At 68.7% G+C, this 25938-nt stretch carries 28 protein-coding genes and 1 tRNA gene; 9 read left to right on the top strand and 20 right to left on the bottom strand.

Annotated elements, in window-relative coordinates; genetic code table 11:
* Positions 1-5 precede the first annotated feature (5 nt).
* Together ABIA36_RS11100 and ABIA36_RS11095 are read right to left on the bottom strand one after the other, a co-directional pair.
* Positions 6-383 carry a VOC family protein gene (locus tag ABIA36_RS11100; protein WP_369962421.1) on the bottom strand — a complete coding sequence of 126 codons (378 nt, stop codon included), beginning with the start codon at positions 381-383 and terminating at the stop codon, positions 6-8.
* 42 nt (positions 384-425) lie between these two features.
* Complete coding sequence (locus ABIA36_RS11095; RefSeq protein ID WP_369962420.1) at positions 426-782, bottom strand: YciI family protein; 357 nt, start codon at positions 780-782, stop codon at positions 426-428.
* A 251-nt stretch (positions 783-1033) separates the two neighbouring features.
* Here ABIA36_RS11095 and ABIA36_RS11090 point away from each other — a divergent pair, with 251 nt between their 5' ends.
* Positions 1034-2686: a thiamine pyrophosphate-binding protein gene (locus tag ABIA36_RS11090; protein ID WP_369962419.1), complete on the top strand. Its 1653-nt coding sequence runs from the start codon at positions 1034-1036 to the stop codon at positions 2684-2686.
* A 58-nt stretch (positions 2687-2744) separates the two neighbouring features.
* Positions 2745-3488 (top strand): IclR family transcriptional regulator, encoded by a 744-nt coding sequence (locus ABIA36_RS11085; protein WP_369962418.1) that lies wholly within the window; start codon positions 2745-2747, stop codon positions 3486-3488.
* 19 nt (positions 3489-3507) lie between these two features.
* On the opposite strand, the gene ABIA36_RS11080 is transcribed toward ABIA36_RS11085, so the two are convergent.
* From ABIA36_RS11080 to ABIA36_RS11070, 3 genes are all read right to left on the bottom strand, one after another.
* The gene (locus ABIA36_RS11080) at positions 3508-5472 is read right to left on the bottom strand and encodes an FAD-binding monooxygenase (RefSeq protein WP_369962417.1); all 1965 of its coding nucleotides are present in this window, start codon (positions 5470-5472) and stop codon (positions 3508-3510) included.
* Between the two features lie 164 nt (positions 5473-5636).
* Positions 5637-5709, bottom strand: a tRNA-Thr gene (locus ABIA36_RS11075).
* A gap of 74 nt (positions 5710-5783) precedes the next feature.
* Positions 5784-6683, bottom strand: a complete 900-nt coding sequence (locus ABIA36_RS11070; protein WP_369962416.1) for a DsbA family protein — start codon at positions 6681-6683, stop codon at positions 5784-5786.
* Between the two features lie 349 nt (positions 6684-7032).
* Here ABIA36_RS11070 and ABIA36_RS11065 point away from each other — a divergent pair, with 349 nt between their 5' ends.
* Entirely contained in the window at positions 7033-8127 is a 1095-nt protein-coding gene (locus ABIA36_RS11065) for an ABC transporter ATP-binding protein (protein WP_369962415.1), read from the top strand.
* A 91-nt stretch (positions 8128-8218) separates the two neighbouring features.
* Positions 8219-9523, top strand: coding sequence for a DUF4032 domain-containing protein (locus ABIA36_RS11060; protein ID WP_369962414.1), 1305 nt, complete (start codon positions 8219-8221; stop codon positions 9521-9523).
* A gap of 88 nt (positions 9524-9611) precedes the next feature.
* On the opposite strand, the gene rlmB is transcribed toward ABIA36_RS11060, so the two are convergent.
* From rlmB to ABIA36_RS11045, 3 genes are all read right to left on the bottom strand, one after another.
* Positions 9612-10625: a 23S rRNA (guanosine(2251)-2'-O)-methyltransferase RlmB gene (gene rlmB, locus ABIA36_RS11055; RefSeq protein WP_369962413.1), complete on the bottom strand. Its 1014-nt coding sequence runs from the start codon at positions 10623-10625 to the stop codon at positions 9612-9614.
* Positions 10622-12055, bottom strand: coding sequence for a cysteine--tRNA ligase (cysS, locus tag ABIA36_RS11050; protein WP_369962412.1), 1434 nt, complete (start codon positions 12053-12055; stop codon positions 10622-10624). The genes rlmB and cysS overlap by 4 nt, the downstream gene beginning before the upstream one ends.
* Positions 12056-12142: 87 nt before the next feature.
* Positions 12143-12526, bottom strand: coding sequence for a nuclear transport factor 2 family protein (locus ABIA36_RS11045; RefSeq protein ID WP_369962411.1), 384 nt, complete (start codon positions 12524-12526; stop codon positions 12143-12145).
* Between the two features lie 73 nt (positions 12527-12599).
* Here ABIA36_RS11045 and ABIA36_RS11040 point away from each other — a divergent pair, with 73 nt between their 5' ends.
* On the top strand, positions 12600-12950 hold the full coding sequence (locus tag ABIA36_RS11040; protein WP_369962410.1) for an ArsR/SmtB family transcription factor: 351 nt from the start codon (positions 12600-12602) through the stop codon (positions 12948-12950).
* Positions 12943-13383: an SRPBCC domain-containing protein gene (locus ABIA36_RS11035; RefSeq protein ID WP_369962409.1), complete on the top strand. Its 441-nt coding sequence runs from the start codon at positions 12943-12945 to the stop codon at positions 13381-13383. Before ABIA36_RS11040 ends, ABIA36_RS11035 begins: the two co-directional genes overlap by 8 nt.
* A gap of 57 nt (positions 13384-13440) precedes the next feature.
* On the opposite strand, the gene ispD is transcribed toward ABIA36_RS11035, so the two are convergent.
* Complete coding sequence (gene ispD / locus ABIA36_RS11030; RefSeq protein ID WP_369962408.1) at positions 13441-14601, bottom strand: 2-C-methyl-D-erythritol 4-phosphate cytidylyltransferase; 1161 nt, start codon at positions 14599-14601, stop codon at positions 13441-13443.
* A gap of 105 nt (positions 14602-14706) precedes the next feature.
* The gene (locus ABIA36_RS11025) at positions 14707-15189 is read right to left on the bottom strand and encodes a CarD family transcriptional regulator (RefSeq protein WP_021763858.1); all 483 of its coding nucleotides are present in this window, start codon (positions 15187-15189) and stop codon (positions 14707-14709) included.
* A 178-nt stretch (positions 15190-15367) separates the two neighbouring features.
* Between ABIA36_RS11025 and ABIA36_RS11020 the strand changes: the two genes are divergently transcribed.
* Positions 15368-15871, top strand: coding sequence for a hypothetical protein (locus tag ABIA36_RS11020; RefSeq protein ID WP_369962407.1), 504 nt, complete (start codon positions 15368-15370; stop codon positions 15869-15871).
* Between the two features lie 83 nt (positions 15872-15954).
* Here the strand turns inward: ABIA36_RS11020 and ABIA36_RS11015 are convergent, their stop codons facing one another.
* Together ABIA36_RS11015 and ABIA36_RS11010 are read right to left on the bottom strand one after the other, a co-directional pair.
* Entirely contained in the window at positions 15955-16638 is a 684-nt protein-coding gene (locus ABIA36_RS11015) for a response regulator (protein WP_369962406.1), read from the bottom strand.
* Positions 16635-17786 (bottom strand): sensor histidine kinase, encoded by a 1152-nt coding sequence (locus tag ABIA36_RS11010; RefSeq protein ID WP_369962405.1) that lies wholly within the window; start codon positions 17784-17786, stop codon positions 16635-16637. The genes ABIA36_RS11015 and ABIA36_RS11010 overlap by 4 nt, the downstream gene beginning before the upstream one ends.
* Before the next feature lie 194 nt (positions 17787-17980).
* Between ABIA36_RS11010 and phoU the strand changes: the two genes are divergently transcribed.
* Positions 17981-18637 carry a phosphate signaling complex protein PhoU gene (gene phoU, locus ABIA36_RS11005; protein ID WP_369962404.1) on the top strand — a complete coding sequence of 219 codons (657 nt, stop codon included), beginning with the start codon at positions 17981-17983 and terminating at the stop codon, positions 18635-18637.
* Positions 18638-18844: 207 nt separating this feature from the next.
* Entirely contained in the window at positions 18845-20752 is a 1908-nt protein-coding gene (locus ABIA36_RS11000) for a hypothetical protein (RefSeq protein WP_369962403.1), read from the top strand.
* Between the two features lie 207 nt (positions 20753-20959).
* On the opposite strand, the gene ABIA36_RS10995 is transcribed toward ABIA36_RS11000, so the two are convergent.
* From ABIA36_RS10995 to ABIA36_RS10960, 8 genes are all read right to left on the bottom strand, one after another.
* Positions 20960-21259: a hypothetical protein gene (locus ABIA36_RS10995; RefSeq protein WP_369962402.1), complete on the bottom strand. Its 300-nt coding sequence runs from the start codon at positions 21257-21259 to the stop codon at positions 20960-20962.
* A gap of 519 nt (positions 21260-21778) precedes the next feature.
* Complete coding sequence (locus ABIA36_RS10990; RefSeq protein ID WP_369962401.1) at positions 21779-22252, bottom strand: DUF5085 family protein; 474 nt, start codon at positions 22250-22252, stop codon at positions 21779-21781.
* Positions 22252-22695: a hypothetical protein gene (locus tag ABIA36_RS10985; protein ID WP_369962400.1), complete on the bottom strand. Its 444-nt coding sequence runs from the start codon at positions 22693-22695 to the stop codon at positions 22252-22254. Before ABIA36_RS10985 ends, ABIA36_RS10990 begins: the two co-directional genes overlap by 1 nt.
* A 51-nt stretch (positions 22696-22746) precedes the next feature.
* The gene (locus ABIA36_RS10980) at positions 22747-23625 is read right to left on the bottom strand and encodes a hypothetical protein (protein ID WP_369962399.1); all 879 of its coding nucleotides are present in this window, start codon (positions 23623-23625) and stop codon (positions 22747-22749) included.
* Positions 23626-23629: 4 nt separating this feature from the next.
* Positions 23630-24868, bottom strand: a complete 1239-nt coding sequence (locus tag ABIA36_RS10975; protein WP_369962398.1) for a hypothetical protein — start codon at positions 24866-24868, stop codon at positions 23630-23632.
* Positions 24859-25215 carry a hypothetical protein gene (locus ABIA36_RS10970; protein ID WP_369962397.1) on the bottom strand — a complete coding sequence of 119 codons (357 nt, stop codon included), beginning with the start codon at positions 25213-25215 and terminating at the stop codon, positions 24859-24861. Before ABIA36_RS10970 ends, ABIA36_RS10975 begins: the two co-directional genes overlap by 10 nt.
* Positions 25212-25481: a hypothetical protein gene (locus ABIA36_RS10965; protein WP_369962396.1), complete on the bottom strand. Its 270-nt coding sequence runs from the start codon at positions 25479-25481 to the stop codon at positions 25212-25214. Before ABIA36_RS10965 ends, ABIA36_RS10970 begins: the two co-directional genes overlap by 4 nt.
* A complete protein-coding gene (locus ABIA36_RS10960) occupies positions 25478-25936 on the bottom strand; it encodes a DUF4176 domain-containing protein (protein ID WP_369962395.1) in 459 nt (152 codons plus the stop codon). The genes ABIA36_RS10965 and ABIA36_RS10960 overlap by 4 nt, the downstream gene beginning before the upstream one ends.
* Positions 25937-25938: the final 2 nt, after the last annotated feature.

Here is a 25938-nt window from a genome sequence, read left to right as displayed (position 1 = left end):
GACGGCTACCCCCGCTCGACCACCTCGAACCGGTTCCCGTCCGGGTCCGTCGCCTGGAACATCGCCGGCACGCCCGGCCAGCGCAGCAACTCCCCCACCGCCACCCCGCGCCGGGTCAGCTCCGCGTGGGTGCTCCCCGCGTCCGCGCTCTCGAACCGGATGCCGGTCTCGACCCCCGCCGGGACGTCCGCGCTCGCGACGACCAGCGACACCGACACCGCCGACCCGGGCGGCGCCAGCATGATCCAGCGGCCTCCCGTCGGCAGCGGCGCGTCCACGCGCACGTCGAAACCGAGCACGTCCCGGTAGAAGGCCAGCGCGACGTCCTGGTCCGCCACGGGGATGCCGATCGTGTTCACCCCGATGATCCCTGCATCCGTCATGAGCGCATCCTCCTCCAGCGGCTGCTGAGCCGGCAAGATCGCTCAGCCGCGGCCGACGAGCGGCCGGACCTCGATCCCGCCGTGCCCCTGCCGCGCCTCCGCAAGCGAGGCCGCCAACGCGACCGCCGCTTCCTGGCTCTCGGCCTCGATCAGGTAGAAGCCGCCGACGACCTCTTTCGACTCCGAGAACGGCCCGTCGGTGGGCCGTGGCTCACCGTCCGGGCCGGTGCGCAGCGTCGTCGCGGTGGACGACGCCTGCAGTTCCCCCGCTGCGCGCACCCCCTCGCCCGCCTTCTCGTTGAACGCTCGATGGGCGTCGTCGACCGCGGCGCGGGCGTCTTCGTCGAGGGCGTCCCAGCGGCTCTCGTCGCCGTAGATGAGGATCAGGTAGCCGGTCATGTCTCTGCCTTTCGTGGATGCCGAACACCTGGACGTCGAACGGGGGGAGCGCCTTTCGACCTCCGGCTGCACTGGCGACGTCCGGCTGCACTGTCGACGTCCGGCTGCACTGGCGACGCCCGGCTATACTGCTGACGTCCGGCCGTCCCACGGCCCGGTGCTCGAAAAAAGGGCACGAAGCCGCGCTCGGCGCAGCGCGCGAGACACATACGGATCATCGCACCTCCGTTCCCGTCTCGAAAGGCACTGTCATGCCGTCCGTCTCCGCGCACGTCGCCACCACCCTCGCCCGCCACGTCGACCAGGTCTTCGGGGTGATGGGCAACGGCAACGCCCACTTCCTCGACGCCCTGGAGCGCGAGGGACGGGTGCCATACACCGCCATGCGCCACGAGGCCGGCGCCGTCGTCGCGGCCGACGCCTACCACCGCGCCTCCGGCAGGCTGGCCGCCGCCACCGCCACCTACGGCGCCGGGTTCACCAACACGCTGACCGCCCTCGCGGAGGCCCGGCAGGCGCACATCCCGCTGGTGCTGGTGGTCGGCGACGAGCCCACCTCCGGCCCGCGCCCCTGGGGCGTCGACCAGATCGCGCTGGCCAGCGCGGTCGGGGCGCGCACCTACACGGTCGGCCGCACCGACGCGGCCGCGACCACGGCCATCGCGGTCGAGCACGCCCTCACCTATCGGGTGCCCACCGTGCTCGCCATCCCCTATGACGTCGCCACCCGGGAGGCCGGCCCGGTCCCCGCAGCGCCCGCCCCCGCCCTCCCCGCTCCCCTCGCCCCCGCCGGGCCGTTCGCGCGGGGCGCGATCGCGGATGCCGCGGCAGCGTTGGCCGCCGCCGAGCGCCCGTTCCTGCTCGCCGGACGCGGCGCCTGGATCGCCGGCGCGGGCGCCGCGCTCGGCGCCCTCGCCGACGCGACCGGCGCCCTCACCGCGGGCACCGCGCTCGGCCGCGGCGTCTTCCCCGACGCCCGCTACGACCTCGGCGTCACCGGAGGCTTCGGCGCGGAGGGCGCGATGGACGCCGTCCGCTCGGCCGACGTCGCGGTGGTCTTCGGCGCCTCCCTCAACCAGTTCACGATGCGCTTCGGCGAGTTGTTCGCACCGGGCACCCGCGTCATCCAGGTGGATGTCGCCCCCGCGGCGACGCACCCGAACGTCGGAGCCTACCTGCGCGGCGACGCTCGCCTGATCGCCGAGGCGCTGGTGGAGGAGCTGCGCACGCTCGGCGCCGCACCCTCCGGCTGGCGCGAGTCGGCCGACCTCGCGGCACTCCGTTCGCGCCCGGCCGGCGACGGCCTGGCCGCGGACGGCCGCCTCGACCCGCGCACGGCCGCGGCGCGCATCGCCGAGGTGCTGCCCGCCGACCGTGTCGTCGTCTCCGACGGCGGCCACTTCATCGGCTGGGCGAACATGTACTGGCCGGTCGCCTCCCCGGACCGGATGATCATGGTCGGCACCGCCTACCAGTCGATCGGCCTCGGCTTCCCGAGTGTCCCCGGCGCCGCGCTCGCGCACCCCGAGTCCACGATCGTGCTCACGACCGGCGACGGCGGCGGCCTGATGGCGCTGGCCGACCTGGAGTCCGCCGTGCGTGTCGCCGGAGGCCGCGGCCTCTGCGTGGTCTGGAACGATGCCGCCTACGGCGCGGAGGTCAACCTCTACGGCGTGAAGGGCCTCGCCCAAGGCCCGATGCGCATCCCGGAGGTCGACTTCGCCGGGCTCGGCGCCGCGGTCGGGGCCGAGGGCGTCGTGGTCCGCACGCCAGACGACCTGGAGGCGCTGGCCCGCTGGGCGGCGCGACCGGCGGCCGAGCGGCCGTTCCTGGTGCTGGACCTGCGGGTCTCCGGCGACGTGATCGCGCCCTACCAGGAGGAGATCATCCGCGTGAACTCGTGAGCGAGGCGGTGACTCCTTCCGTCGCCGCCGCGCCGTCCGGATACGAAAGAATGGGCGCATGGCGAGCACACCTGACGACCCGGGCGCAACGGAGGCGCCCGACGCCGGCGAGCGCGCCCCGCACTCCCAGACGCTCTCGCGCGGCATCCGCGTGCTTGAGGCGCTGGCCGACGCCGACCGCCCCCTCACCATCGCCGAGCTCGCCGCCGCTCTCGGCGTGCACCGCTCGATCGTCTACCGCATCCTCCGCACACTGGAGGACCACGGCCTCGTCGTCCGCAACCCTGCGGGAGCCGCGCTGCTCGGGCCGCGCATGGCGACCCTCGCCCGCGCCGTGTCGCGCGACCTGCAGTCCGCGGCCGTCCCGGAGCTCGGCGCCGTCGCCAACGAGCTCGGGATGACCGCCTTCCTCGCCGTGCTGGACCGCGGCGAGGTCGTCACCCTGGTCAGCATCGAGCCCTCGCACGCGCACGCCGCCGTGGCCCAGCGGCCCGGCAGCCGGCACCCGATCACCACCGGAGCGCCGGGCATCGCCCTGCAGTCGGTGCTCACCGAGGCGCAGTGGGGCGACCTGCCCGACGGCCACCCGCGCGACGAGGCGCTTCAGGCGCGCGGACGCGGCTTCGCGACCAGCCACGACGAGGTCATCCCGGGCCTCGCGTCGGTGGCGGTGCCGCTCGTCGTGCACGGCCAGCCGCTGGCCGCGCTGGCGGTGGTGTACGTGGCGAACGGACGCGATGTGGCCGCGATCGGCGCGCGGCTCGGCCGGGCGGCGGCCACCGTCGCCGGCGAGCTGCGCTGAGCCGACCGGCGACGGCGCGTCAGACCGTCGCCGCCTCCTGCTTCGCCCCAGCCTCCCGCTTCGCCCCAGCCTCCTGCTTCGCCTGGGCGTCCTGCTCCTCCGCGGCCTCCCCCACCGCCAGGATCGGCGCGAAGAACTCCCCCAGCTCCGCATACCCCGCCAGCGGCAGCACCTGCGCGACGTACTGGTCCGGCCGCACCACCACGATCGCGCCGCCCCGGTCGATCCCGCGGGCGTCGAAGACGTCGTCGCCCGGGGCCGTCGCGTACACCTTCTCGTAGTCGATCAGCCCGAACGGCCCGGTCCGGGGCAGGAACGCCTCCGGCACCTTCCCGAGGTCGACGCCGGTGTGGTCCTGCTGGTAGACGACCTTCACGTCGAACCACGCGTCGATGTCCGCGTCGCGCGGGGTCGCGGCGAGCGGCGACTCCGGGGAGGTCGTCAGCCAGTCCGCGAACGCCGGCACCAGCACTCCGTCGCCGGCCGCCGCCGCGTCCGCGAACACGTAGATGCGCCAGCGCCCATCGGCCGTGGCGTGGTGGCCGAGGTGCACCGGGTTCGTGTCGCAGACGCGCTCCACGATGGGCGACTTGAACCGCTTGCCGATCGGGAAGCCGGTCGCGAGCTCCTGGTGCTCCGGCTCGCCGACGATCAGCGACGGCGCGTACTCGGTCAGGAACCCGGCGGGGAACTCCGCCGTGCGCACGTAGAAGTCCTCCAGCTCGGACGGGTCCTTCAGGTCCTCCGGCTTCGTGGCCATCAGCGTCGACCACTCCTTGTCGAAGTCGATCAGGTTCTGGGCGACCACGTGCCGCTCCGCCGAGTACGTCGCCAGCAGCGACTCCGGGCTCCGGCCCTGCAGCACGTGGCCGAGCTTCCAGCCGAGGTTGAAGCCGTCCTGGATCGAGACGTTCATCCCCTGGCCGGCCTTGGCGCTGTGCGTGTGGCAGGCGTCGCCGGCGATGAACACGCGCGGGGTCCGCGACCCGAGCGCGTCGACGGGGATGTCGTCGAACCGGTCGGTCAGCCGGTGGCCGACCTCGTAGACGCTGTGCCAGGCGACGTTGCGCACATCGAGCGTGTACGGGTGCAGGATCTCGTTCGCCTTCGCGATGATCTGCTCGATGCTCGTCGCCCGCACCGCGCCGTGGTCGTCGTCGGCGACCGCGCCGAGGTCCACGTACATCCGGAACAGATAGCCGCCCTCGCGCGGGATGAGCAGGATGTTGCCGTACTCCGACTGGATCGAGCACTTGGTGCGGATGTCCGGGAAGTCGGTGACGGCCAGCACGTCCATCACGCCCCAGGCGTGGTTGGCCTGGTCCCCGGCGAGCGTGCAGCCGATCGACTCGCGCACCTTGCTGCGCGCGCCGTCGGCGCCGACCACATACTTGGCGCGCACAACCCGCTCCTCGCCCACGTTCTCACCCACGCTGCGCGCGAGCGTCACGACGACCGGGTACTCGCCCTCGTCCTCGACGCGGAGGCCGCGGAACTCCCAGCCGTAGTCCGGCCGCATCCGCGTCGGACCGTTCGTCATGAACTCGCTGAAGTAGTCGAGCACGCGCGCCTGGTTCACGAGCAGGTGCGGGAACTCGCTGATGCCGGTCGGGTCGTCCGCCGCGCGCGCGGCGCGGACGATCCGGGTGGGGTCGGCCGGGTCCGGCTTCCAGAACGCCATCTCGGTGATCCGGTACGCCTCGGCGGTGATCCGCTCCGCGAACCCGAACGCCTGGAAGGTCTCCACGCTGCGGGCCTGGATGCCGTCCGCCTGCCCGATCTCCAGCCGGCCGCCGCGGCGCTCCACCAGCCGGGCGCTGACCCCAGGGAACTGCGCGAGCTGTGCCGCGGTGACCATCCCCGCCGGCCCGGAGCCGACGACGAGCACGTCCATGACCTCCGGCAGCTCGGGCGACCAGGCCGGCCCGACCGCGGGCAGCACATGGGGGTCGCCGGACACGTAGCCGTGGTGGTGGAACTGCATGGGGAGGCTCCTCACATCGTCGTGATCGCGTGTTCTCTATTCGAACGACTGATTCGAATTCCGCACAGCAAGGATAGAGCGCGCGCCGACGACCGGCAAGCGCGACGACCGGCAAGCGCGGCGAACAGCACGCGGCCACGGAGTCGTTCGAGAGGAGAAGACGGAGCCGACTGCGAGGTTCGAACTCGCGACCGCTCGCTTACAAGGCGAGTGCTCTACCAGCTGAGCTAAGTCGGCGGAATGACGGACGCCCGTCGCGAACCATCCTAGAGGATGGGCGACGGGCGTCCTGATGGCGGAAGGAGCCGGACTCAGCTCCGCGCGCTGGGCGACGGCGTCGGCGTCGAGGTCGACGAGTACTCGTCCCCCTGCGCCTGGAGGATGAACGCCTTGAAGTCGTCGGCGTTGGTCAGGGGGCCGGTGTAGGGCTTGCCGTTGACGAGCACGAGCAGGGCGTTCGTCATCTTCTTCACGCTGGAGTTCGGGATCGGACCGCTGAGCGCGCGGTCGCTGGCTGAGCCGACCCAGCTCTTGAACCGGCCGTCGTCCACGCACGAGTCGATGTCCGACGGGGAGGCGCCGGCCGCCGCCGCGAGCTTCTTGAGCTGGTCGTCGGTGAGCCCGGGGCCCCCGTCGGCGGGCTGGTTCTCGAACAGCGACTGGTTGAAGGCCCAGAACGACTGCGGTGAGTAGTTCGCCACGCACGCCGCCGCGTTGGCGGCGCGCAGCGAGTACCGGGTGCCGGCGGAGTGGCTGGTGTAGATGGCGACGGGATGCATCTCGACCGTGACCGCGCCGTCCTTCACCAGCGGCTGCAGCTGCTTCAGGTTCGTGCGCTGGAAGTCGCCGCAGAGCTTGCAGAGGTAGTCGGCGTAGATGCGGATGTCGACGGAACTGCCGCTCGGGTCGGGCGTGCTGGCGATCGGCTTCGCGTCCGCCGCGAGCGCCGGGGTCGTCTTGACCTTGAGGCCGGAGCCGACGACCACGCCGTCGCTGGCCATGTTCTTCGGGCCGGGGACGGTGGGCCTGATCGCGCCCATGATGACCACCGCGACGATGGCCAGGACCGCGATGACGGCGATCACGATGCCGCCGGACAGCAGGGCCTTGTTCCTGCGGTCCCTGCGCTGCTGGCTCGTGCGGAGCTGACGGGCTTTCTCCCGGGCGGCAGCGCGGACGTCGCCGCTGCGGCTCTCGTCGGGATCGTTCATGGAACTCATATCTCGGGGGAATCGGCTCTCGGGTGTAGTCGGTGCGGCGCGCGGGGGGACGTGCCGGGCGGGTGCGGCGTGAGCAGACGCAACCAGACGACCATATTGCGGCAGTCTGGGAATAGACCAGACATACCCCGCTCACGCCCCGAGCGCCACCTGGGGGTTGGCCCCCGAGTGCGGGACGTCCACCCCTGGCGGCCTCTCGAATACACGTGGTAAGTGCAGCGGTTCCGATGCCTTACTATGGGGGTCGTGGCATCGACGCCCTCGGACGTCGACGCCACGTCTATTCCATTCACAACGGATCGTCCGGCACGTACCTGCCGGTGAAGGAGACAAAAGAAAAATGGCGACTGTCACCTATGACAAGGCGACCCGGCTCTACCCGGGTTCCAACCGCCCCGCGGTCGACGCTCTCGACCTCGACATCGCAGACGGCGAGTTCCTCGTCCTGGTCGGCCCGTCCGGCTGCGGCAAGTCCACCTCGCTCCGCATGCTCGCGGGTCTCGAAGAGGTCAACGACGGCAACATCTTCATCGGCGAGCGCAACGTCACCGACGTCCCGCCGAAGGACCGCGACATCGCGATGGTGTTCCAGAACTACGCGCTGTACCCGCACATGACCGTCGCCGAGAACATGGGCTTCGCGCTCAAGATCGCCGGCGTCGGCAAGGACGAGCGCGCCTCCCGCGTCCTCGAGGCCGCCAAGCTGCTCGACCTGGAGCCCTACCTCGGCCGCAAGCCGAAGGCGCTCTCCGGTGGTCAGCGTCAGCGCGTCGCGATGGGCCGCGCGATCGTCCGCTCCCCCCAGGTGTTCCTCATGGACGAGCCGCTGTCGAACCTCGACGCCAAGCTCCGCGTACAGACCCGCACCCAGATCGCGTCCCTCACGCGCCGCCTCGGCGTCACCACGGTCTACGTCACCCACGACCAGACCGAGGCGCTCACCATGGGCGACCGCATCGCGGTCCTCAAGGACGGCGTGCTCCAGCAGGTCGGCACTCCGCGCGACCTGTACGCCCAGCCGAAGAACGTCTTCGTCGCCGGCTTCATCGGCTCGCCGGCCATGAACCTGTTCACCGCGGACGTCACCGACGGCGGCATCAAGTTCGGCACGACGGTCGTCCCGGTCGAGCGCGACGTGATCGCGGGCGCCGGCAACACCGTCACCATCGGTGTCCGCCCGGAGGACGTGGTCGTCTCGTCCGCCGAGAGCGGCGGCCTGAAGGTCGCGGTCGACCTGGTCGAGGAGCTCGGCGCCGACGGCTACCTCTACGGTCACTCCGAGCTCGACGGCAAGCGCACCGACATCGTCGGCCGTGTCGACGGGCGCGTGCACCCGAACGCCGGGGACACCGTGTTCATCACCCCGAAGCCGGGCCACGTCCACCTCTTCCACTCGGAGACGGGCGAGCGTCTCGGCGGCGCCGTCGTCGACTGAGGTCGTCGAAGCTGATCCTCACTCTGCCGCAGTCCGGGCCCGGGCTGCGGCAGAGTGCTTTCCGCCCCCACCCGCTCCTGGAAGGCGCCTTATGGCCGGCTCTGTCAACATCACCGCGGCGACCGTCGATCCCGCACTGCTCGATCTGCCCTGGAACATCCCGCTGGAGCAGTGGTCGAACGAGCACATCGCCCTGCTGCCGAAGGGCATCAGCCGCCACCTGGTGCGGTTCGCCAACATGTCCGGCTACGTCATCGCCATCAAGGAGACGACCGCGGAGATGGCGCAGCGCGAGTACGAGATGCTGCGCACCCTCCAGCGGCTGGACGTCCCGTGCGTCGAGCCGGTCGCCGTCATCAAGAACCGCACCGACGACGACGGGGACGCGCTGAACGCCGCGCTGGTCACCCGTCACCTCAAGTTCTCGCTCCCCTACCGCGCGCTGTTCTCCCAGACCCTGCGCCCCGACACCGCGACCCGTCTGGTGGACGCGCTGGCCGTGCTGCTGGTGCGGCTGCACATCGTCGGCTTCTTCTGGGGCGACGTCTCGCTCTCGAACACGCTGTTCCGCCGCGACGCGGGCGCCTTCGCGGCCTACCTGGTCGATGCCGAGACCGGTCAGCTCTACGACGGCGGCCTCTCCAACGGCCAGCGCGAGAACGACCTGGAGATCGCCCGCGTCAACATCGCTGGCGAGCTGATGGACCTGGAGGCCGGCGGCCGGGTGGACGAGGAGCTCGACCCGATCAAGGTGTCGAACGGCATCGTCGCCGCCTACCGGTCGCTGTGGAAGGAGCTCACCGGCAGCGAGTCGTTCTCGTCCTCGGAGCGCTGGCGGATCAGCCAGCGCGTCGAGCGGCTGAACGAGCTCGGCTTCGACATCGAGGAGCTGGCGATCAAGACCTCCGACGAGGGCACGACCGTTCGCATCCAGCCCAAGGTCGTGGATGCCGGCCACCACTCCCGCCGCCTGCTGCGCCTGACCGGCCTCGACACCGGCGAGAACCAGGCCCGCCGCCTGCTCAACGACCTGGACTCGTACTCGGCGACCCTGGGCAAGCGCGGACTGGATGAGGAGGCGATGGCCCACGAGTGGCTGATGCGCGTCTTCGAGCCGGTCATCCGCTCCATCCCCGCCGACCTGAAGGGCAAACTGGAGCCGGCGGAGGTCTTCCACCAGCTCCTGGAGCACCGCTGGTTCATGTCGCAGGCGGAGGGCCGTGACGTCCCGCTGGCCGAGGCGCTGACCTCCTACATCAACGACATCCTCCGCCACCGCCGCGACGAGGCCACCGTCGTCGGGCCGCCCACGGAGACGATGAGCATCCCGGTGATCGGCGGCGCGACGGCCGGCGAGCCGGACGACGACGAGGACGACTGGCGCTCGAAGGTGTGAGCAGCCGGAGCATTCCGGCGCACAGACGAAACCGCCGAGCCACGGATGATCCGTGGCTCGGCGGTTTCGTTCGGCCGTGGGGCCCGGGTCAGCGCTTCCCTTCGGCCCGCAGCTTCGAGATCTCGTAGAGCGTCACGCTGGCCGCGATGCCCGCGTTGAGCGACTCGGTCGAGGCGGAGATCGGGATGGAGACCACCGCGTCGCAGGTCTCGGTCACCAGGCGGGACAGGCCCTTGCCCTCGCTGCCGACCACGATCACAACCGGGCGGTCCGCGAACGAGAGGCCCGGGAGGCTGGTGTCGCCGTCGCCGTCGAGGCCGAGCACGAACACACCCGCCTTCTTGAACTCCTTGAGCGTCGCCGTGAGATTGGACGCCATCGCAACGGGGGTGCGTGCCGCGGCGCCCGCCGACGTCTTCCAGGCCGAAGCCGTCATGCCGACCGAGCGGCGCTGCGGGATGATGACGCCCTGGCCGCCGAACGCGGCGGTCGAGCGGATGATCGCGCCCAGGTTGCGCGGGTCGGTGATGCCGTCGAGCGCGACGAAGAGCGGAGTCTGACCCTTGCGCAGGGTGAGGTCGAGCAGCTCGGCCGGGTGGGCGTACTCGTACGGCGGCACCTTGAGCGCGACGCCCTGGTGCACGGCGTCGCGGCCGGCGAGACGGTCGAGCTCTGGGCGCATGACCTCCAGCACCGGGATGCCGCGGCCGGTGGCGATGGAGAGGATCTCCTTCGTGCGGTCGTCCATCTCGATGCGCGACGCGATGTAGAGCGTGGACGCCGGGATCGCCGCGCGCAGGGCCTCCAGCACGGAGTTGCGGCCGGTGACGATCTCGCTCTCGTCGCCGCTCTTCGCCCGGCGGGCGGCGCCGGAGGCTCCGCGCGGGGCGCCGTCGCGGCCGCCGCGCAGCTCGGCCTTGGCGGCCGCACGCTCCCGGAGCTGCTTGTTCTTGTAGGCGACGTGGTACTCCCGGTCCTCGGCCTTCGGGGTCGGGCCACGACCCTCGAGAGCCTTGCGGCCGTGGCCGCCGGTGCCGACCTGGGCGCCCTTCTTGCTCTTCCTTACGGCCCCGGCGCGGGGCTTGCCACCTGAGTTCTTCATGCTTCGATACTCCAATGCGACCCCGACGGGGTGTCTTCGATACTGATTCCCGCGGCGGTCAATTCGTCGCGGATGCGGTCTGCGGCGGCGAAGTCGCGTGCTTGACGCGCCTCCTGCCGATCGTCGAGCAGGCGGCCGATCAGCGTGCTGAGCGCGTGCTCGGCGGCGCTGGAACCGGCGGTGCGCCAGTGCGGCGAGAGCGGGTTGATGCCGAGCACCTCGGTCATCGCCAGGACGTGACCGCGAGCGGCCGCGGCCGCCTCCAAGTCTTCCGCATCCAGCGCCGCGTTTCCTGAGCGCACCGTGTCGTGCAGCACAGCGAGCGCCTGCGGCACGGCGAGGTCGTCGTCCATCGCCTCGGCGAACGCCCCGGGAACGACCTCCACGCCGCTGCCGGCGAACCGTGTGCCCGCGAGCCGGCGGTCGACGCGCTCGAAGAAGCCGGCGATGCGGTCGAGCGCCGCCTCCGCCTCGCTGAGCGAGCCGTCGTGGTAGTCGATGGTCGAGCGGTAGTGCGCAGAACCGAGGTAGTAGCGCACCACCAGCGGACGGGCGGCGCCGAGCAGGTCGGCGGCGTAGACCGAGTTGCCGAGCGATTTGCTCATCTTCTGCCCGTTGACGTGGACGAGGCCGTTGTGCACCCAGTACGACGCGAACCCATCGCCCGCTGCGGTGGACTGGGCGAGCTCGTTCTCGTGGTGCGGGAAGCGCAGGTCGAGGCCGCCGCCGTGGATGTCGAACTGCGGACCGAGGTAGCGGCGCGACATCGCGGAGCACTCGATGTGCCAGCCGGGCCGCCCCTCCCCCCAGGGCGACGCGAAGGCGGCCGAGGCCGGCTCGTCGCTCTTGCGCCCCTTCCACAGGGCGAAGTCGCGCGGATCGCGCTTGGCCCGCGGGTCGGCGTCGGCCGCGGCCTCCATCTTGTCGATGCTCTGCCGGGTCAGCTCCCCGTAGGCCGGCCAGCTCTTCACGTCGAAGTAGACGTCGCCGGTGCCGTCCTCGGCCACGTAGGCGTGTCCGCGCTCGATCAGTCGGGCGATCAGCTCCTGCATCTGCGGGATGCTGGCGGTCGCTCGCGGCTCGTAGGTGGGCGGCTGGACGCCGAGCGCCGTGTAGCCGGCGGTGAACTCCAGCTCGAAGCGGTAGGCGAGCGCCCACCACTCCTCCGAACCGCCCTGCGACTGCGCGGCGAGCGCGTTGACGAGGATCTTGTCGTCGATGTCGGTGACGTTGCGCACGAGCGTCACGTCCAGCCCGCGGTAGGCGAGCCAGCGGCGCAACTGGTCGTAGACCAGCGCCGACCGGAGGTGTCCGATGTGCGGCGACGACTGCACCGTGGGCCCGCAGACGTACATGCCCACCGCGCCGGGGCGCAGGGGGACGAAGTCGCGCAGGGCGCCGGCCTTCGTGTCGAAGAGTCGCAGAGTCACGGCACAAGCCTACGGGTCGGGCGAACGGTCACGCGATCCGTGGCCGAAGAGGTGGGGAAGTCGCCCCGACCCGGGACCTGTGGAGGACTACCGAGCGGCAGCGCGCGCGGCGAGCTCCTCGTTGACGGGCGCGAACGCCACCCGGTCGAAGATCAGCTCGATCGCGGTGATCCTGCCGTCCCGCACCGTCACCAGCTCGACGCACGGTACCGCGCCCGCCGCGGTGTCCGTCACGAAGTCGTAGACGACGCACGCACGCTCGCCGTCGGCGAACACCTCCCGCACATCGTTGCGCACCAGCGCGGCCAGCAGCCGGTCGAGAGCTGCCATCCACTCCCGCTTTCCCAGCGTCCCTCCCGCGAACCGCGCGGCGAGCTCCTCGTGCAGCAGTTCGTCGACCCGCTCCAGATCGTGCGCGCCGACCGCCTCGATGTACTCGCGGGCGACGGCCGCGGTGTCTGTCTCCGTCATGTCGATCTCCCTTCCACAAGCAAGGGTAAGTACAAACGTTCATTTGTGCTAGGGTGAATCGGACAGGAGAGCCATGCCGCAGACCGCCGCCACCAGCCCCACCGCCCCGTCGCTCGACGCCGCGCTCACCGCCCTCGCCGACGCGAACAGGCGTGCCATCCTCGCGGCGCTCCGCGACGGCCCGACCCCGGTCGGCCGGCTCGCCTCCGAGCTCGGCCTCTCGCAGCAGACGACCTCGCACCATCTCGGCGTCCTCCGCCGCGCCGGGCTGGTCTCCGGAAGCCGCGACGGCACCCGGCACCTCTTCGTCGTGGACGACGACGGCCTCGCCGCCGTTCGCTCCTACCTCGACGACTTCTGGCCGAGCCGGCTGGGGGCGCTGAAGGCGGCCGTCGAGAGCCGACAGGAGGACACCGATGGCTGAGCACCGCTCGGTGGTCGACATCGCTGCGCCGCCCGGCACGGTGTTCGCCTACCTCGTCACCGCGGACGGCCTCACCGCCTGGATGGGCCAGCACGCCGTCCTCGATCCACGCCCGGGCGGCGAGTTCACCGCCGACATTGCGGGCAGCCCGATCCGCGGCGAGTTCCTGGAGGTGGACGAGCCGCACCGGGTGGTGGTGAGCTGGGGCGTGGCCGGCAGCGCCGACCTCCCGCCAGGAGCGTCCACCGTCACGTTCACGCTGACCCCGATCGCGACGGGGACGCGCGTGGAGGTCCAGCACACCGGCCTCCCCGAGGCGCGCGTCGCCGGTCACCGCGCCGGCTGGGCGCACTTCCTCCCCCGCCTGGCTCTCGCGGCGGCCGGCCAGGACCCGGGCCAGGACCACTGGCGACCGCTCACGCCCGGCCCGTGACAACGGACCGCTGACGCCGGGCCGCTGACACCCGGCCGCTGAGCCTGCGGCCTCCGGTCAGCGGGCGAACAGCATCGCCGTCGCGAAGGCGGCGATCCCCTCCCCGCGCCCGGTGAAGCCCAGTCCATCCGTGGTCGTCGCCGCGAGCGAGACGGGAGCCCCGAGGATCCCCGACAGGAGCTGCTCGGCCTCCACCCGTCGCGGCGCGAACTTGGGTCGCTGACCGATGATCTGAACGGAGACGTTGCCGATCCGGAAGCCCGCCTCCTCCAATAGGCGGCGGGTCTCCGCGAGGAACACCTCGCCGTGCGCCCCCGCCAACCGTGGGTCGCCCGTCCCGAACACGCCGCCGATGTCGCCGAGGCCCGCGGCCCCGAGCAGCGCGTCGACGATCGCGTGGCACGCCGCGTCCCCGTCACTGTGCCCCGACAGGCCTGGTTCGTCAGGCCAGTGCAGGCCGGCCAGCCAGAGCTCGGCGGACGGATCGAACGCGTGCGTGTCCGTCCCGAGCCCGATCCGCGGCGCCCCGGTGGGGCCGACGAGGTCGCGTGCGCGCTGCAGGTCCCACGGCGTGGTGATCTTGAACGCCTCCGTCGCGCCTGGCAGCACCGTCACCCGGTACCCGGCCGCGGCGACCAGGCCTGCGTCGTCGGTCTCGTCGGTCGTCGCGGCGGCGTAGGCGGCGAGCAACTGCTCGCGCGGGAAGCCCTGGGGAGTCTGCACGGCGGCCAACGTCGACCGGTCCACGGTCTCGTGCACCGAGCCGTCGGCGTGGACGCGCTTGATCGTGTCGCTGACCGGGAGGCCGGGGATGACTCCGTGGCCCGTCTCGGCCACGGCGTCCACCACGGCGTCGAACAACGTAGAGGGCGTGAGCGCGCGAGCCGCGTCGTGGACGAGGACCACCTCCACGTCGTCGCCGATCACCGCGAGCCCGGCAGCGACGGACTGCTGGCGCGTGACGCCGCCCCCGACCACCTCCACGGGACGCCCGAACACGCGCTGCCCGACCTCGGCGGCCTCGCGGACGCGGTCGGCCGGCACGACGAGCACCGGTTCGGCCCCTGACCGCATGCCGCGCACGGCATGCAGCGATCGCTCCAGGAGGGTGCTGCCGTCGAGCTCCACGAACGCCTTCGGCACCTCGGCTCCCAGGCGCGTGCCCGAGCCGGCGGCGACGACGACGACCGCGACGCGCGGTCCAGGGTTGCTGCTCACCCGACGAGCGTACCAACGGGCATCGCCGCGCCGCCTGCCGGACCCGGGACGCCGAAAGGCCCGCGACCGAAGTCGCGGGCCTTTCGAAAGCAGGTGAGTCGCGGGTTAGGAGGCGAGCACCTCGTCGAGGAGGCTGGAGGCCTTCTCGTCGTCGGTCTTCTCCGCCAGGGCGAGCTCCGAGATGAGGATCTGCCGGGCCTTGGCCAGCATGCGCTTCTCGCCGGCGGACAGGCCGCGGTCCTGGTCGCGGCGCCACAGGTCGCGGACGACCTCGGAGACCTTGATGACGTCGCCCGACGCCAGCTTTTCCAGGTTGGCCTTGTACCGGCGGGACCAGTTCGTCGGCTCCTCGGTGAACGGGGCGCGCAGCACCTCGAACACGCGGTCGAGGCCCTCCTTGCCGATGACGTCGCGCACGCCCACGAGATCCACGTTCTCAGCGGGGACCTCGATGGTCAGATCGCCCTGAGTCACGTTGAGCTTGAGGTACAGCTTCTCTTCACCCTTGATGATTCGTTTCTTGACCTCGGTGATTGTTGCAGCACCGTGATGGGGGTAAACGACGGTTTCGCCGACCTCGAAAAGCATAGATATGTTGTCCCTTCAGCAACGAATAGGATACCACACGAGGCACATGCTAAGGTTCGCCCCCGCACCTCCCCGGGGGCCGGGGAGCCCCGTCGGCATACGGTAAACTCGTGCTCACAACCGCTTCGTAACAGGGCATCAGCGCGCCGTCGAGCGGAACGATTCGGAGGATCATCCAGTGAAAGCTCGCGTCGCGGCGTCCATCGTCCTCGCCCTGGCGGTCGCAGCCGGCACAGCCGGGTGCGGTTTCGTCGCACCGCAGGCCACCACGAAGCACTACGACGCGAGCGACGGCGTGAGCGGCAACGTCGGCCAGATCGACGTGCGCAACGCCTTCATCGTCACCGACGGCGCCGACGGCAAGGTCGGCAACCTCGTGGTCAGCCTCGTCAACACGGACAGCAAGAGCCACCGCGTGGCCATCACGTCCGGCTCCTCCGGCAGCGCGGCCTACGTCACGGTGGAGCCCGGCCAGGTCAAGAAGATCGGCGCGCAGCCCGACAAGACCTCCTCCAGCAACGTCTTCCTCACCCCGTTCGACGCACTGCCCGGCAGCAACTACGACGTGTACTTCCAGTACGGCGACGCGACCGGCGTGAAGTTGCAGGTCCCGGTCCTCGACGGCGGCCTCCCGGACTACAAGCAGCTCGTGCCGCCGACCATCCTGCCGGCCCAGGGCTGACAGACCGGCACCGAGCCCCAGACATACCGAAGCCGCCCTCGCGAATCGCGAGGGCGGCTTCGTCGTATCCGGCTCCGGCCGGGTCAGGCGTTGAAGCGGTAGCCGAGCCCACGCACCGTGACCAGCATCTGCGGGTCGGAGGGGCTCTCCTCGATGCGCGAGCGGATGCGCTTGATGTGCACGTCGAGCGTCTTGGTGTCGCCGAAATAGTCGCTCCCCCACACCCGGTCGATGAGCTGGCCACGGGTGAGCACGCGTCCGGCGTTGCGGAGCAGCAGCTCCAGCAGCTCGAATTCCTTCAGCGGCATGGAGATCTCCGCGCCTTTGACCGCGACCGTGTGTCGGTCGACGTCCATGCGGACCGTTCCGGCCTCCAGGATGCCGTCGTCCTCCAGCTCGGCCTCGTCCACGCGGCGACGGAGGACCGCGCGGATGCGGGCCAGCAGCTCCCGCGACGAGTACGGCTTGGTGACGTAGTCGTCCGCACCGAGCTCCAGCCCGACCACGATGTCCACCTCGGAGTCCTTGGCGGTCAGCATGATGATCGGGACGTTGGAGCGCGTGCGGATCTCGCGGCACACCTCCGTGCCCGGGATGCCGGGGAGCATGAGGTCGAGCAGCACCAGGTCGGCGCTGCCGCGGTCGAACTCCGCGAGCGCGGTCGGGCCGTCTTCCGCCACGGTCACCTCGTAGCCCTCACGCTTGAGCAGGTACGCGAGCGGCTCGCTGAGCGCGGCCTCATCCTCGACGAGCAGGATGACTGTCACAGGTTCTCTCCAATCGGGGGACGGACGGTGGCGGCCTCAGGCAGCCGGATGGTGAAGGTGGAGCCGCGGCCGGGCTGCGACCAGACCCGGACCTCGCCGCCGTGGTTCTGCACGGCGTGCTTGACGATCGAGAGTCCGAGCCCGGTCCCCCCGGTGTTGCGGGAGCGGGCCTGGTCCACCCGGAAGAAGCGCTCGAAGACGCGGTCGAGGTCCTCCTCGGGGATGCCCTCGCCCTGGTCGGTGACGGCGATCTCGACCACGCCGTCGACCGTGCGCACCCCGATGCCGATGCGGGAGTCCTCCGGCGAGTACTGGATCGCGTTCGAGATGAGGTTGTGCACGGCCGTGACGAGCAGCGCCTCGTTGCCGATCACGGTGGCGTCCTTCTCGCCGCGCATCGCGATCTCGATCTGGCGCGCCTCCGCCGCCACCTTGTTCTGGTCGATGGCGGCCCGGACGACCTTCTTGGCCGAGAGCGGCTCGGCGTTGCCGAGGGCGTCGGCGGCCTGGAGGCGGCTCAGCTCGATGATGTCCTGGGTGATCCTGGCGAGCCGGGAGGCCTCCTCGCTGAGCCGCAGCGCGAACCGGCGCACCTGTTCCGGATCGTCGGAGGCGTCGTCGAGCGCCTCGGCGAGGAGGGTGACGGCGCCGATCGGGGTCTTCAGCTCGTGGCTGATGTTCGCCACGAAGTCGCGGCGCACGGACTCCAGCCGGAACGACTCGGTGCGGTCCTCCGCCAGCAGCAGGATGTACCGGGAGCCCAGCCGCGCCACCCGCACACTCAGGTGGATGTTGGCGTCGCCGAACGGCCCGCGCGCGATCTCGCACTCCTCCGTGATCGGCTCGCCCGTGCGGCGCACGCGGTCGACGAGCTCCACGAGGTGCGGGTGGACGAGCGCGCCGTTCCAGACCAGGCCGATCGCATGCGCGCCAGGGGATGCCTTGATGACGTTGTTCGACGGGTCGATGACGACGCCGGCGGACTCCATCGCGTCGAGCACCTGGTCGACACCGTCCGGCACGGCCGGGTTGGACACCGCGGCCGCGTGGTCCCCGCGCCGCGCCGCGATGTGGAGGATCCAGACGAACCCCGCGCCGACGACCAGCCCCAGGCCGAGCGAGAGCAGCACCAACCAGGCGGAGTCCATACCTGAAGCGTATGTGATGCAGGCGGACGCGCCGTGACCGATGAGGCTCTGCGCCGCGTCTTTTCGCGGGTACGTTAGACAGTGTTCAGCCTGAGGGCACCGTCCGTTAACCTCCCGAAGCGACCATGCTGAACGGGGTCAGCCGACCCCTGTATTCCGCGTGCGCGCGCACGCGGCAGGAAGGACCTCATCCCATGCGCGAAGTTTTCCAGCAGGAGCTGGCCGACGTTCAGGACCGGCTGGTCGAGATCGCCGAGCTGGTCGTCCGCTCGATCCGCAGCGCCACGGAGGCGTTCAACGAGTCGGACGTGTCCCTCGCCGAAGAGGTGATCGCCAACGACCACCGCATCGACGAGCTGACCGTGCTCCTGGACGAGCTCTCGATCCAGATCCTCGCCCGCCAGCAGCCGGTCGCCCGCGACCTCCGCATCGTCGTCAGCGCGCTGCGCATCAGCGCCTCGCTGGAGCGGATGGGCGACATGGCCGAGCACATCGCCCAGCTCGCCCGCTACCGCTTCCCGGACAAGGTCGTGCCGAAGAGCCTCCGCGGGACGTTCGCGGAGATGGGCCGCCTCGACGTGCAGATCGCCGAGAAGCTCGCCGAGCTGCTGCGCACCCAGGACATGCGCATCGCCGACGAGATCCGCAACGACGACGACGACATCGACGAGCTGCATGCCAGCGTCTTCGACAAGGTGCTCGGCGAGACCTGGAAGGGCCAGGCCGTGGACACCGTGGACGCGACCCTCGCGAGCCGCTACCACGAGCGCTTCGCCGACCACGCCGTCTCCATCGCCAAGAAGGTGCAGTACCTCGCCACCGGCGACTGGGCCCCCGAACTGGCCGGCTGACCTCCCTTCTCGACGCACACCGCCGAGTACGCGACTTCGATCGCGTGCTCGGCGGTTGTGCTTTCTGCACCTTTTGGGTTGGATATCTGTCCTCAGATTTCAGACGCGTTAGGATGGACGAGGCAGACAGCGAGTTCGTGGGGAGAGGTATACATGGCGGGGGCGTCACGGGGAAAACGCAGAGCGAAGCTCGTACGGCTCTTGTCGGTGCCCGTGCTACTGGCGGCGCTGGTCGCCGGCTTCCTGGTCCTGAACGACGACGCCGCCCATCGTGTCGGCGACTTCCGGCCGACGGTGGGGCTCGTGAACGAGGACCTCGCCGCCCCGTTCGACAACGAGGAGTACGCGTTCGGGGCCTCCTTCGTCGACCGGATCTCCAAGGACTCCGAGTACAACTGGACGGTGGTCTCCCGGCCGGTCGCGGAGAAGGCGTACAAGGACGGCTCCGTCGACGCCCTCCTCTACATCCCGCAGTCGTTCACGCACGACATCTTGACGCTGCAGGAGACCAGTCCGACCAAGGCGACGGTGGAGTTCCGGCTCCGGCATCAGCCCGACGTCAGCGCGGACCGGCTGCTGGAGAGCAGGATCCGCGGCATCGTCCACGACTTCAACCAGAGCGTCGTCACGATGTACTACGCCTCGCTCGCCGACAACATCGCCCAGGCCGACGGACAGATGAGCGCCACGCTGGGCATCCAGAAGGCGCTCATCGCAGCGCTCGCGTCGGACGTGCAGGAGCCGTTCTCGTCCACGATGCCGAACTTCCAGAGCCTCATCGCGACCGCGACCGGGCTGAAGGACGTCGACGCCGCGACCGCCGAGGCGTACAGCTCCTACGCGAAGTCGATCATGGACCTGCTCGCCGGCAACAGCGAGGCCCTCACCGGCAAACTGCCCGGCATCGAGGCCTACGCCGAACGCCAACGGGACATCGCGCAGCTCAACGCGGACAACAGCAACCGGGGCATCGCCGACCAGGCCGAGTCCGACCACGGCTTCTACGGGACGCAGTTCGACGCCTTCCGGACCGGCATGCTGTGCAAGCTCAACGGTCTCGACGTGGCCGACGCACCGGAGCCGTGCGTGGATGCGGGAGGCGCCGTTCCCCCGCACTTCCAAAGCCGACTCGCGGAGCTCCGCCAGGCCATCGCACAGTTCTCCGCGGGTCACGCGCTCTCCCTCGCCGGCATCGCCGACAGCCTCGACCAGAGGATCACCAATCTGCGCGTCATCGAGTATCTGCTGAACCCGTCGGCGGCGCCGATCACTCCGCCCGTTCCCGGCAATGGGCCTCCACCCGCGGGCCCGCCTGGCCCAGGCGTCCCCTCGGTGCCCGCGGTGCCCCTCGACCCGGCCGTGCCGACCCATCCCGTCCACCCGGTGATCCTCCAGTTCCTGCACGACGAGATCGAGGCACTGCAGGCCCTCCGGGACTCCCTCGACCCGAGCAGTGCGCCGGCTCCGCTGTTCGACCCCGAGCTGACGAACCTGGACCTCTGGTACGCGGACATGCTGAACGCCGTCAAGGACGCCGCCCTGGCACCGAGCACCGTCAACAGCCTCGAGGTCCAGGACTGGAGCACGTACACCCCCGACGCCCCCGGGGTGTTCGTCGACACCAGCGACCAACTGACCGACGACATCACCGCGTTCATCACGCAATCGGCGGAGACCAGCAGCAGGCTCACCAGCGGTGCCACGGCTGTGCCCGACAACGCCAGCCAGTTCGAGGCGCTCCTCCAGAACTCGACCAGCACGTCCACGGGCGCCGAGAGAGTCTTCACCGGCGTCAACAAGCTGCTGTCCTCGGGAAACACCAGCCTCATCGAGAACGAGGCGTACTACGCCAACTTCGCCACCGTCCTCGCGAACACGCGGACACCGGGCGTCGACACCGGGAGCATCTACGCGTTCTTCTCCGCCCCGATCGACGCGAAGGATGTGACGCCGGAGCGGGCGAGCGTGGCGTCGGTCGCGTCTGATCGCACGGGCGCCCTCGACCCGAAATGGCTGATCGTGTTCGCCGACGGATTGCTCGTGGGAGGCTTCGCGATGGCGGTCGTCGGCGCGATCCGCAGGAGGAAGGTCCGGACCCTTGCGCGCCGCGGCTAAGGGAGGACAGGCGTTGAGTAGGAAGTTCGGGGAGAGCTTCACGCGAAAGATGATTCGGGCTGATCACCGGCTGGACGAGCCACTTTTCGGAGCCCTTCCTCGAATCAGCGACGACAAGCGCAAGGCACAGTATTTACCTCGAACTCGGCAAGGACAGACGCAGCCAGCTCGTCAACAATAGGGTGTTCCGTTCAGGCCCAGTCGCGGTCATTCGGAGTGGCGCTGTGCATCCGGGTGCGCCTCAAGCCATTCACGCTTCTCCTCATAGATAAGCTCGTAAGCCTCGCTCAGCGTTCCAAGGAACTCCCGGTCATCCTTGCTAACGCGAAAAAAGTTGTCTCTTTCGTCTGTGATCCAGATCTCGTAGAGACCGTCACCTCGTGGAACGAAGTTGTTTGTTCGTAAGACCACATCCGTGGCGTCCTTGGACAGCCAAATGAGGTCTTCGGCACCAGCCCGCGAGTACCCGAGCGCGGACATGGCTGCAATGTACTGCCTGTGGTTCATGGAATCTCCTCACCGCTGGCGATCGTCAGCGAGCTCGAACCCGGTCGCGGTCATTCGGAGTTGCGTCGTGCATCCGGGTGCGCATCGAGCCATTCCCGCTTCGCCTCATAAATGAGCTCGTAAGCCTCGCTCAGCGTCCCAAGAAACTCCCGGCCACCCTTTCGAACGCGAAAAAAGTTGCCTCTTTCGTCTGTGATTCAGATCTCGTAGAGACCGTCACCCCTCGGAACGAAGTTGTTTCTTCGCAAGACCACATCGGTGGCGTCCTTGGACAGCCAAATGAGGCGCTCAGCTACCTCACGGGTAGCCGAGCGCTGACATGGCTGCAATGTACTGCTCACGGTTCATGGAATCTCCTTCAGACATTTCCGTCGACAAGTTCTTGGACGCCGTCAGACACGTTCCGAGAGGCGGTCAGGGAGAATTCCCCCGGGAGTTCCTCAATGGCGCGCCGCCTCCGGTTGGCGGCCGCGGCTCCAAGTGCCACACAGGCGCGCGCCCGCGCCGGCAGGCGCCTTCTCAGTCCCCCGCTTCGCTCGGGTCGACGTAGCCGACATACACCGACGCGTACTTCGAGCCGTCTTCGGGGAGGACGTGGAAGAAGGGAGCGTTGATCTCCAAGCCGTTGCTGTCCAACGCTGCGAGGAGTTGTGCGTAGACCCGCTCGGTCTGGTGCTCGAAGTCGCCGGTGACGATCCCCTTTGCCAGTGGGCGGATCTCGAAATAGGAATGGAACCGCGTGCCCTCTTCAGCCGTGAAGGTGTTCTCTCGGATCGGGAGGAGGAACTCGATGTCGGTGATTTCATCCAGCGGCACGTTGTTCAGGCTGTACACATACGGACCCTTCGGGGTACCACCCCGCCGGACGACGTCCGAGACGAACGCTGCGAGCTGTTCGCCGAGCTTGCTGTAGTGGAACGTCGCGCGGCGACTGACCACGTTCTGGTATGCCAGCTTCTCGTCGAAAGTGACGCCTTGGGGAAGAGTATCCATCAGCGAGCCACCGCGTCGACGTACAGATCAAGCATGACCTCGCCATAGAACTTGAGGACCACGTGGTAGATGGTCTTGATCTCCAGTCCAGCCGCCGCCACCGCCCCCTCGATGTCCTCATATGGCACCGGCTCGTCCAGGTCGTAGTGTCGGTAGAAGAAGTCGGTCTCCATTTCGAGATGCTCCTCGAAACGGAAACTTTCAGCGCTGTCCTCGACGATGTTGATCCGGTTGCCGAGAGTGGTCATGATCGTGAATTCGTTTCCCCCGGGAACACTGGAGAAGACGAGCGGACCGCTGGTGTAGTAGCCGTTGTGCATCAACACTTGCTTGAAGTATTCACCGACGGGGTCGACGACCTCGAAGAGGTCGTCGACCGGTCGAAGCTCTGCTGTGTGACTCACAACGTTGTGCATGCTCAACGTCCGCTGCTTAAACCGCATGAAGTGGTCCTTCCAATCGTGTACTCAGTACTTCGCTCGCACGCTGGTTCGTCACCGTGAATCTGACATCCCTAGCTTGGTCAGGACCAGCAGAACCACGCAGAACGCGAATACTATGCCCACCCAGAGTGTGACCTTCTTGACAATTGCGCGTACCTCACGCTTCGTACGAACACGCCTGCCAGGCCGATGCTCCCAATACCGCTTATCTTGCGATTTCAGATACGCAAGGTAGGTGAACTCCACCGGCAAACTCGGCACTACCGATGCGAAAAGCAAGAAGAGGATCACACCGAGGGTGTTGGACACGTACTGGCCTTGCGTAAGCACATTCGGGACGATCATCACCGCCCCGAAAATGATCCACAGACTTTTCGAGTTGTACACACTCGACGCAGCCGTAAGGTTCCCCATCGTCCGCGCCTCCGAATGCCCCTCACGCAGACGCTTCCGCAACAGCAACACATGCACCACAATCGCACCACAGACATACAACAGCCCCATCACGCCGGCGACGGGGAATACGGCGAGATCGAACATCGTGTAGCCTCCCCGGGTCACATTGGTGATCATCCCCAGCCCCATAAGGCACAGCGTGTAGACCAGAAGGGTTGCAAAGACTGCCAGGAGGCTGGAGAAGAACACCTGAAACCGGAAAGTCAACGGCCTGACCAACGAGACCAGGAACACAACAGCGCTGAACCCCAGCACAGCCAGATGCGCGTAGTAAAGGAACAGGAACGACCGGGAGCCGACATAGAAAGCCATTGAGGCCACAATGGTGAACGTCAGCAGGCTCATGAGAGCCGCGTTGACGAACGCCAACATCGGCAAGTTGACCAGCGACGCCCTGCTCTCTGCAAGAGTAATGAAGTACGTCTGGTTTGCTGCATCGCGCTCACGCTCAGACTTACTCAATTGGTTGCTCATCGCGTCACCAGAACTTCGCCGCAATGCTGTCCCACGCACTCTTCACACCCTCTTTGGCCCACTCCACGGCCGACTTGTCACCAAACTTGAACTCGTTCAGGAACCAATTGGCGCCGATCCCCAGGCCGGCTCCGACGACCGTTCCCAAAGGTGGCAGGATGAGCGAACCGACTGCTGCGCCAAATCCCGCCGCCGCAGCGCCGCTGCCGATGTCGACGGCCGTCTCGACGGCGAAGTCACGCCAATCATCGAGCGTCGCATCCCCATCGCCGAAGTATTTGTTGGCGTTGGCCCCAACGGACATCGCCGTGCCCACTAACCCCAGGCCTTTACTGACCTTGGTGAGCTTCGACGCGCCCTTCCATCCCTTGAAGTCATCGACAACATCAGCGGCAAAGCCGCTCGCACCGGCTTTGACCCACTTCTGGTAGTGATCGATCCGGGTTTTGGTGGCCTTATTGAAGTCCGCTCCCCCGGCGTAGAGGCGCCCGTTGGCGGGCTTGTAGAGAACGGTTCCACCCGATTTCAGGCGGCCGCCGGCGCCGCGTGTGATCTTGTTGCCGGCGAGTTGATCCAGGATCGCCTGTCTCGTCAAACCAGCACCGAGACCGGTCCCCACAGACCCGAGGACGAGCGAGCCCCGCAACTGCTCCAGAAGGGAAACGGTGTCGCCGGTCGCCGCCGCAAGATTCACGAGCGCTGCGCCGAACAGCCCCGCCGTTCGCGCGGCGAAGTCATGCAACGCCTGCAGCCTGCCCTCCACGTCCCGCACGGTGGCGTCGAGCTGCGACAGCACCAACTCCAATTGCGCGTTCCCCGCCTCCAACGCCGGAGCCAACCCGGGAATCGTCGACGACGCAGCGGCCGCTGTCCGGTTCGCCTCGATCTGACGCTCCGTCGCGTCCCGCTGCGCCCTGGTCGCCTTGAGCTGCGTGTTCAGCTCGTCCTCTTTCAGCACCCCGAACGGGGCCACAAAGGAGTCCGCCTGCGTGTATTTCTCCAGGTCCTCCCGGATGGCACCGATCTCACCCCGCGCATCCACGACGCTCGGCCGGATGATCTGAGCGAAGAGCGTGTCGACCGCCGAGTAGCCCTTACCCGACAACTCACCACCCGCCAAAGCCTCCCCCAGCTTTGCGCAGGCGCTGTCCGTGGCATCCAGCACAGCCGTCGCGGCGGTCAGCTTCGCCGAAAGCGCACCCGCCAACGCAGCCGACTCCCCCGGGTCGTAGCTCAACCCCATGACACGTCCGCCTTCTCTCGCCGCAACCGTTCCAACTCGGTCTCCGACGTCGAGCGGACGTGCCTCTCGGTCTCATCCAGAAGTTCAGCGTGATCGCCTGCCAGCCGGCTCACGTACGAATCGATCTCTCTGTTCGCGGCCAGTCCCTTCTGCACGAAGTAGTTCTTCGCATCCAGGCGAACGCCGGCTTCTTCGAACCGCTCGGAATTCACGCGCATCACCTGGGCATACGACTCCCACTGTTCGCCGAGCATGCGAATGGTTGCAAGGTCTTCCGCGGTCCGGCTCTCGCGATCCCTGATCTGCCGATCGAGTGCCAGACGCTGCTCCACACCAGGCTCGCTCATCGCTTTCCGCCCACGCTCGCCGCATCGCGCTTGTCACGTGCCTCGATCTCCGTCGCAAGAGCAGTAACGCCGGCAGCCTGCCGCTTCACGCCCGAAACCAACTCGGAAATACTGTCCAGAACGCCGTTGGCAACGCTCGCGCCCTCTTGCATGCTCGCGACATTGCTCGACCCCAGACTCACCTGCTGGCCATCGCTCTCAACCTCGATGTTCGCGAAACCCGCCACGGCAGCCTGCGCCGCGGCGGTATTCGATGCGACCTTCATCGTTCATCCCTTCGGTGGTCCTGATCGGTCAATCGACGAAGTTCCGCGAACGGATCGACGCCGAGCTCGGGAGCATCCGAATCCTCCGCGTCCGACACCGAGGCTTCGGGAAGCTCCGTGAGCGGGCCTGTGAACTGCTGCGCTCGACTGATCTGTCGTGGGCCGTTCTCCATCTGGTCGAGAAGGTCGGCCAGGAACGCCTCGTCGGCGGCGTCGCGATACCCCTCGAAGACGATCTCGTGAACATCACCGGCCAGGATGGGGAAGGTCTCTTGATCGGGCGATTCGCCGTACGGGTGCGGAGCGACCAGATAGCGGGGCTTCACCGCGGGCCGTTGCTTGTCCGGGCGGAACGCGCCGCGCGCCAGGACGACGAACAACCCGGACGCCTGCTCATTCTCGAGGCGGACGATGGAGCCGAGGCCCAACAGGTCCCCCTGCAGCTCTAAAGTCATCG

The organism is Leifsonia sp. EB34 (assembly GCF_041260585.1).
In the GTDB taxonomy this organism is placed as follows: domain Bacteria; phylum Actinomycetota; class Actinomycetes; order Actinomycetales; family Microbacteriaceae; genus Leifsonia.
Note: the sequence above shows the minus strand (reverse complement) of the source record. Positions and strands in the feature narration are given on the sequence as shown.

Coding starts and splice junctions, on each gene's coding strand:
- ABIA36_RS10970 (WP_369962397.1), bottom strand. CDS start 25,215: ATGAGCGAGCCTGGTGTGGAGCAGCGTCTGGCACTCGATCGGCAGATC.
- ABIA36_RS11100 (WP_369962421.1), bottom strand. CDS start 383: ATGACGGATGCAGGGATCATCGGGGTGAACACGATCGGCATCCCCGTG.
- ABIA36_RS11095 (WP_369962420.1), bottom strand. CDS start 782: ATGACCGGCTACCTGATCCTCATCTACGGCGACGAGAGCCGCTGGGAC.
- ABIA36_RS11085 (WP_369962418.1), top strand. CDS start 2,745: ATGGCGAGCACACCTGACGACCCGGGCGCAACGGAGGCGCCCGACGCC.
- ABIA36_RS11010 (WP_369962405.1), bottom strand. CDS start 17,786: ATGGACTCCGCCTGGTTGGTGCTGCTCTCGCTCGGCCTGGGGCTGGTC.
- ABIA36_RS11080 (WP_369962417.1), bottom strand. CDS start 5,472: ATGCAGTTCCACCACCACGGCTACGTGTCCGGCGACCCCCATGTGCTG.
- ABIA36_RS10995 (WP_369962402.1), bottom strand. CDS start 21,259: ATGAACCACAGGCAGTACATTGCAGCCATGTCCGCGCTCGGGTACTCG.
- ABIA36_RS10990 (WP_369962401.1), bottom strand. CDS start 22,252: ATGGATACTCTTCCCCAAGGCGTCACTTTCGACGAGAAGCTGGCATAC.
- ABIA36_RS10965 (WP_369962396.1), bottom strand. CDS start 25,481: ATGAAGGTCGCATCGAATACCGCCGCGGCGCAGGCTGCCGTGGCGGGT.
- ABIA36_RS11025 (WP_021763858.1), bottom strand. CDS start 15,189: ATGCTTTTCGAGGTCGGCGAAACCGTCGTTTACCCCCATCACGGTGCT.
- ABIA36_RS11040 (WP_369962410.1), top strand. CDS start 12,600: ATGCCGCAGACCGCCGCCACCAGCCCCACCGCCCCGTCGCTCGACGCC.
- ABIA36_RS11090 (WP_369962419.1), top strand. CDS start 1,034: ATGCCGTCCGTCTCCGCGCACGTCGCCACCACCCTCGCCCGCCACGTC.
- phoU (WP_369962404.1), top strand. CDS start 17,981: ATGCGCGAAGTTTTCCAGCAGGAGCTGGCCGACGTTCAGGACCGGCTG.
- rlmB (WP_369962413.1), bottom strand. CDS start 10,625: ATGAAGAACTCAGGTGGCAAGCCCCGCGCCGGGGCCGTAAGGAAGAGC.
- ABIA36_RS11045 (WP_369962411.1), bottom strand. CDS start 12,526: ATGACGGAGACAGACACCGCGGCCGTCGCCCGCGAGTACATCGAGGCG.
- ABIA36_RS10975 (WP_369962398.1), bottom strand. CDS start 24,868: ATGGGGTTGAGCTACGACCCGGGGGAGTCGGCTGCGTTGGCGGGTGCG.
- ABIA36_RS11070 (WP_369962416.1), bottom strand. CDS start 6,683: ATGAACGATCCCGACGAGAGCCGCAGCGGCGACGTCCGCGCTGCCGCC.
- ABIA36_RS11035 (WP_369962409.1), top strand. CDS start 12,943: ATGGCTGAGCACCGCTCGGTGGTCGACATCGCTGCGCCGCCCGGCACG.
- ABIA36_RS10960 (WP_369962395.1), bottom strand. CDS start 25,936: ATGACTTTAGAGCTGCAGGGGGACCTGTTGGGCCTCGGCTCCATCGTC.
- ABIA36_RS10985 (WP_369962400.1), bottom strand. CDS start 22,695: ATGCGGTTTAAGCAGCGGACGTTGAGCATGCACAACGTTGTGAGTCAC.
- ABIA36_RS11060 (WP_369962414.1), top strand. CDS start 8,219: ATGGCCGGCTCTGTCAACATCACCGCGGCGACCGTCGATCCCGCACTG.
- ABIA36_RS11065 (WP_369962415.1), top strand. CDS start 7,033: ATGGCGACTGTCACCTATGACAAGGCGACCCGGCTCTACCCGGGTTCC.
- ABIA36_RS10980 (WP_369962399.1), bottom strand. CDS start 23,625: ATGAGCAACCAATTGAGTAAGTCTGAGCGTGAGCGCGATGCAGCAAAC.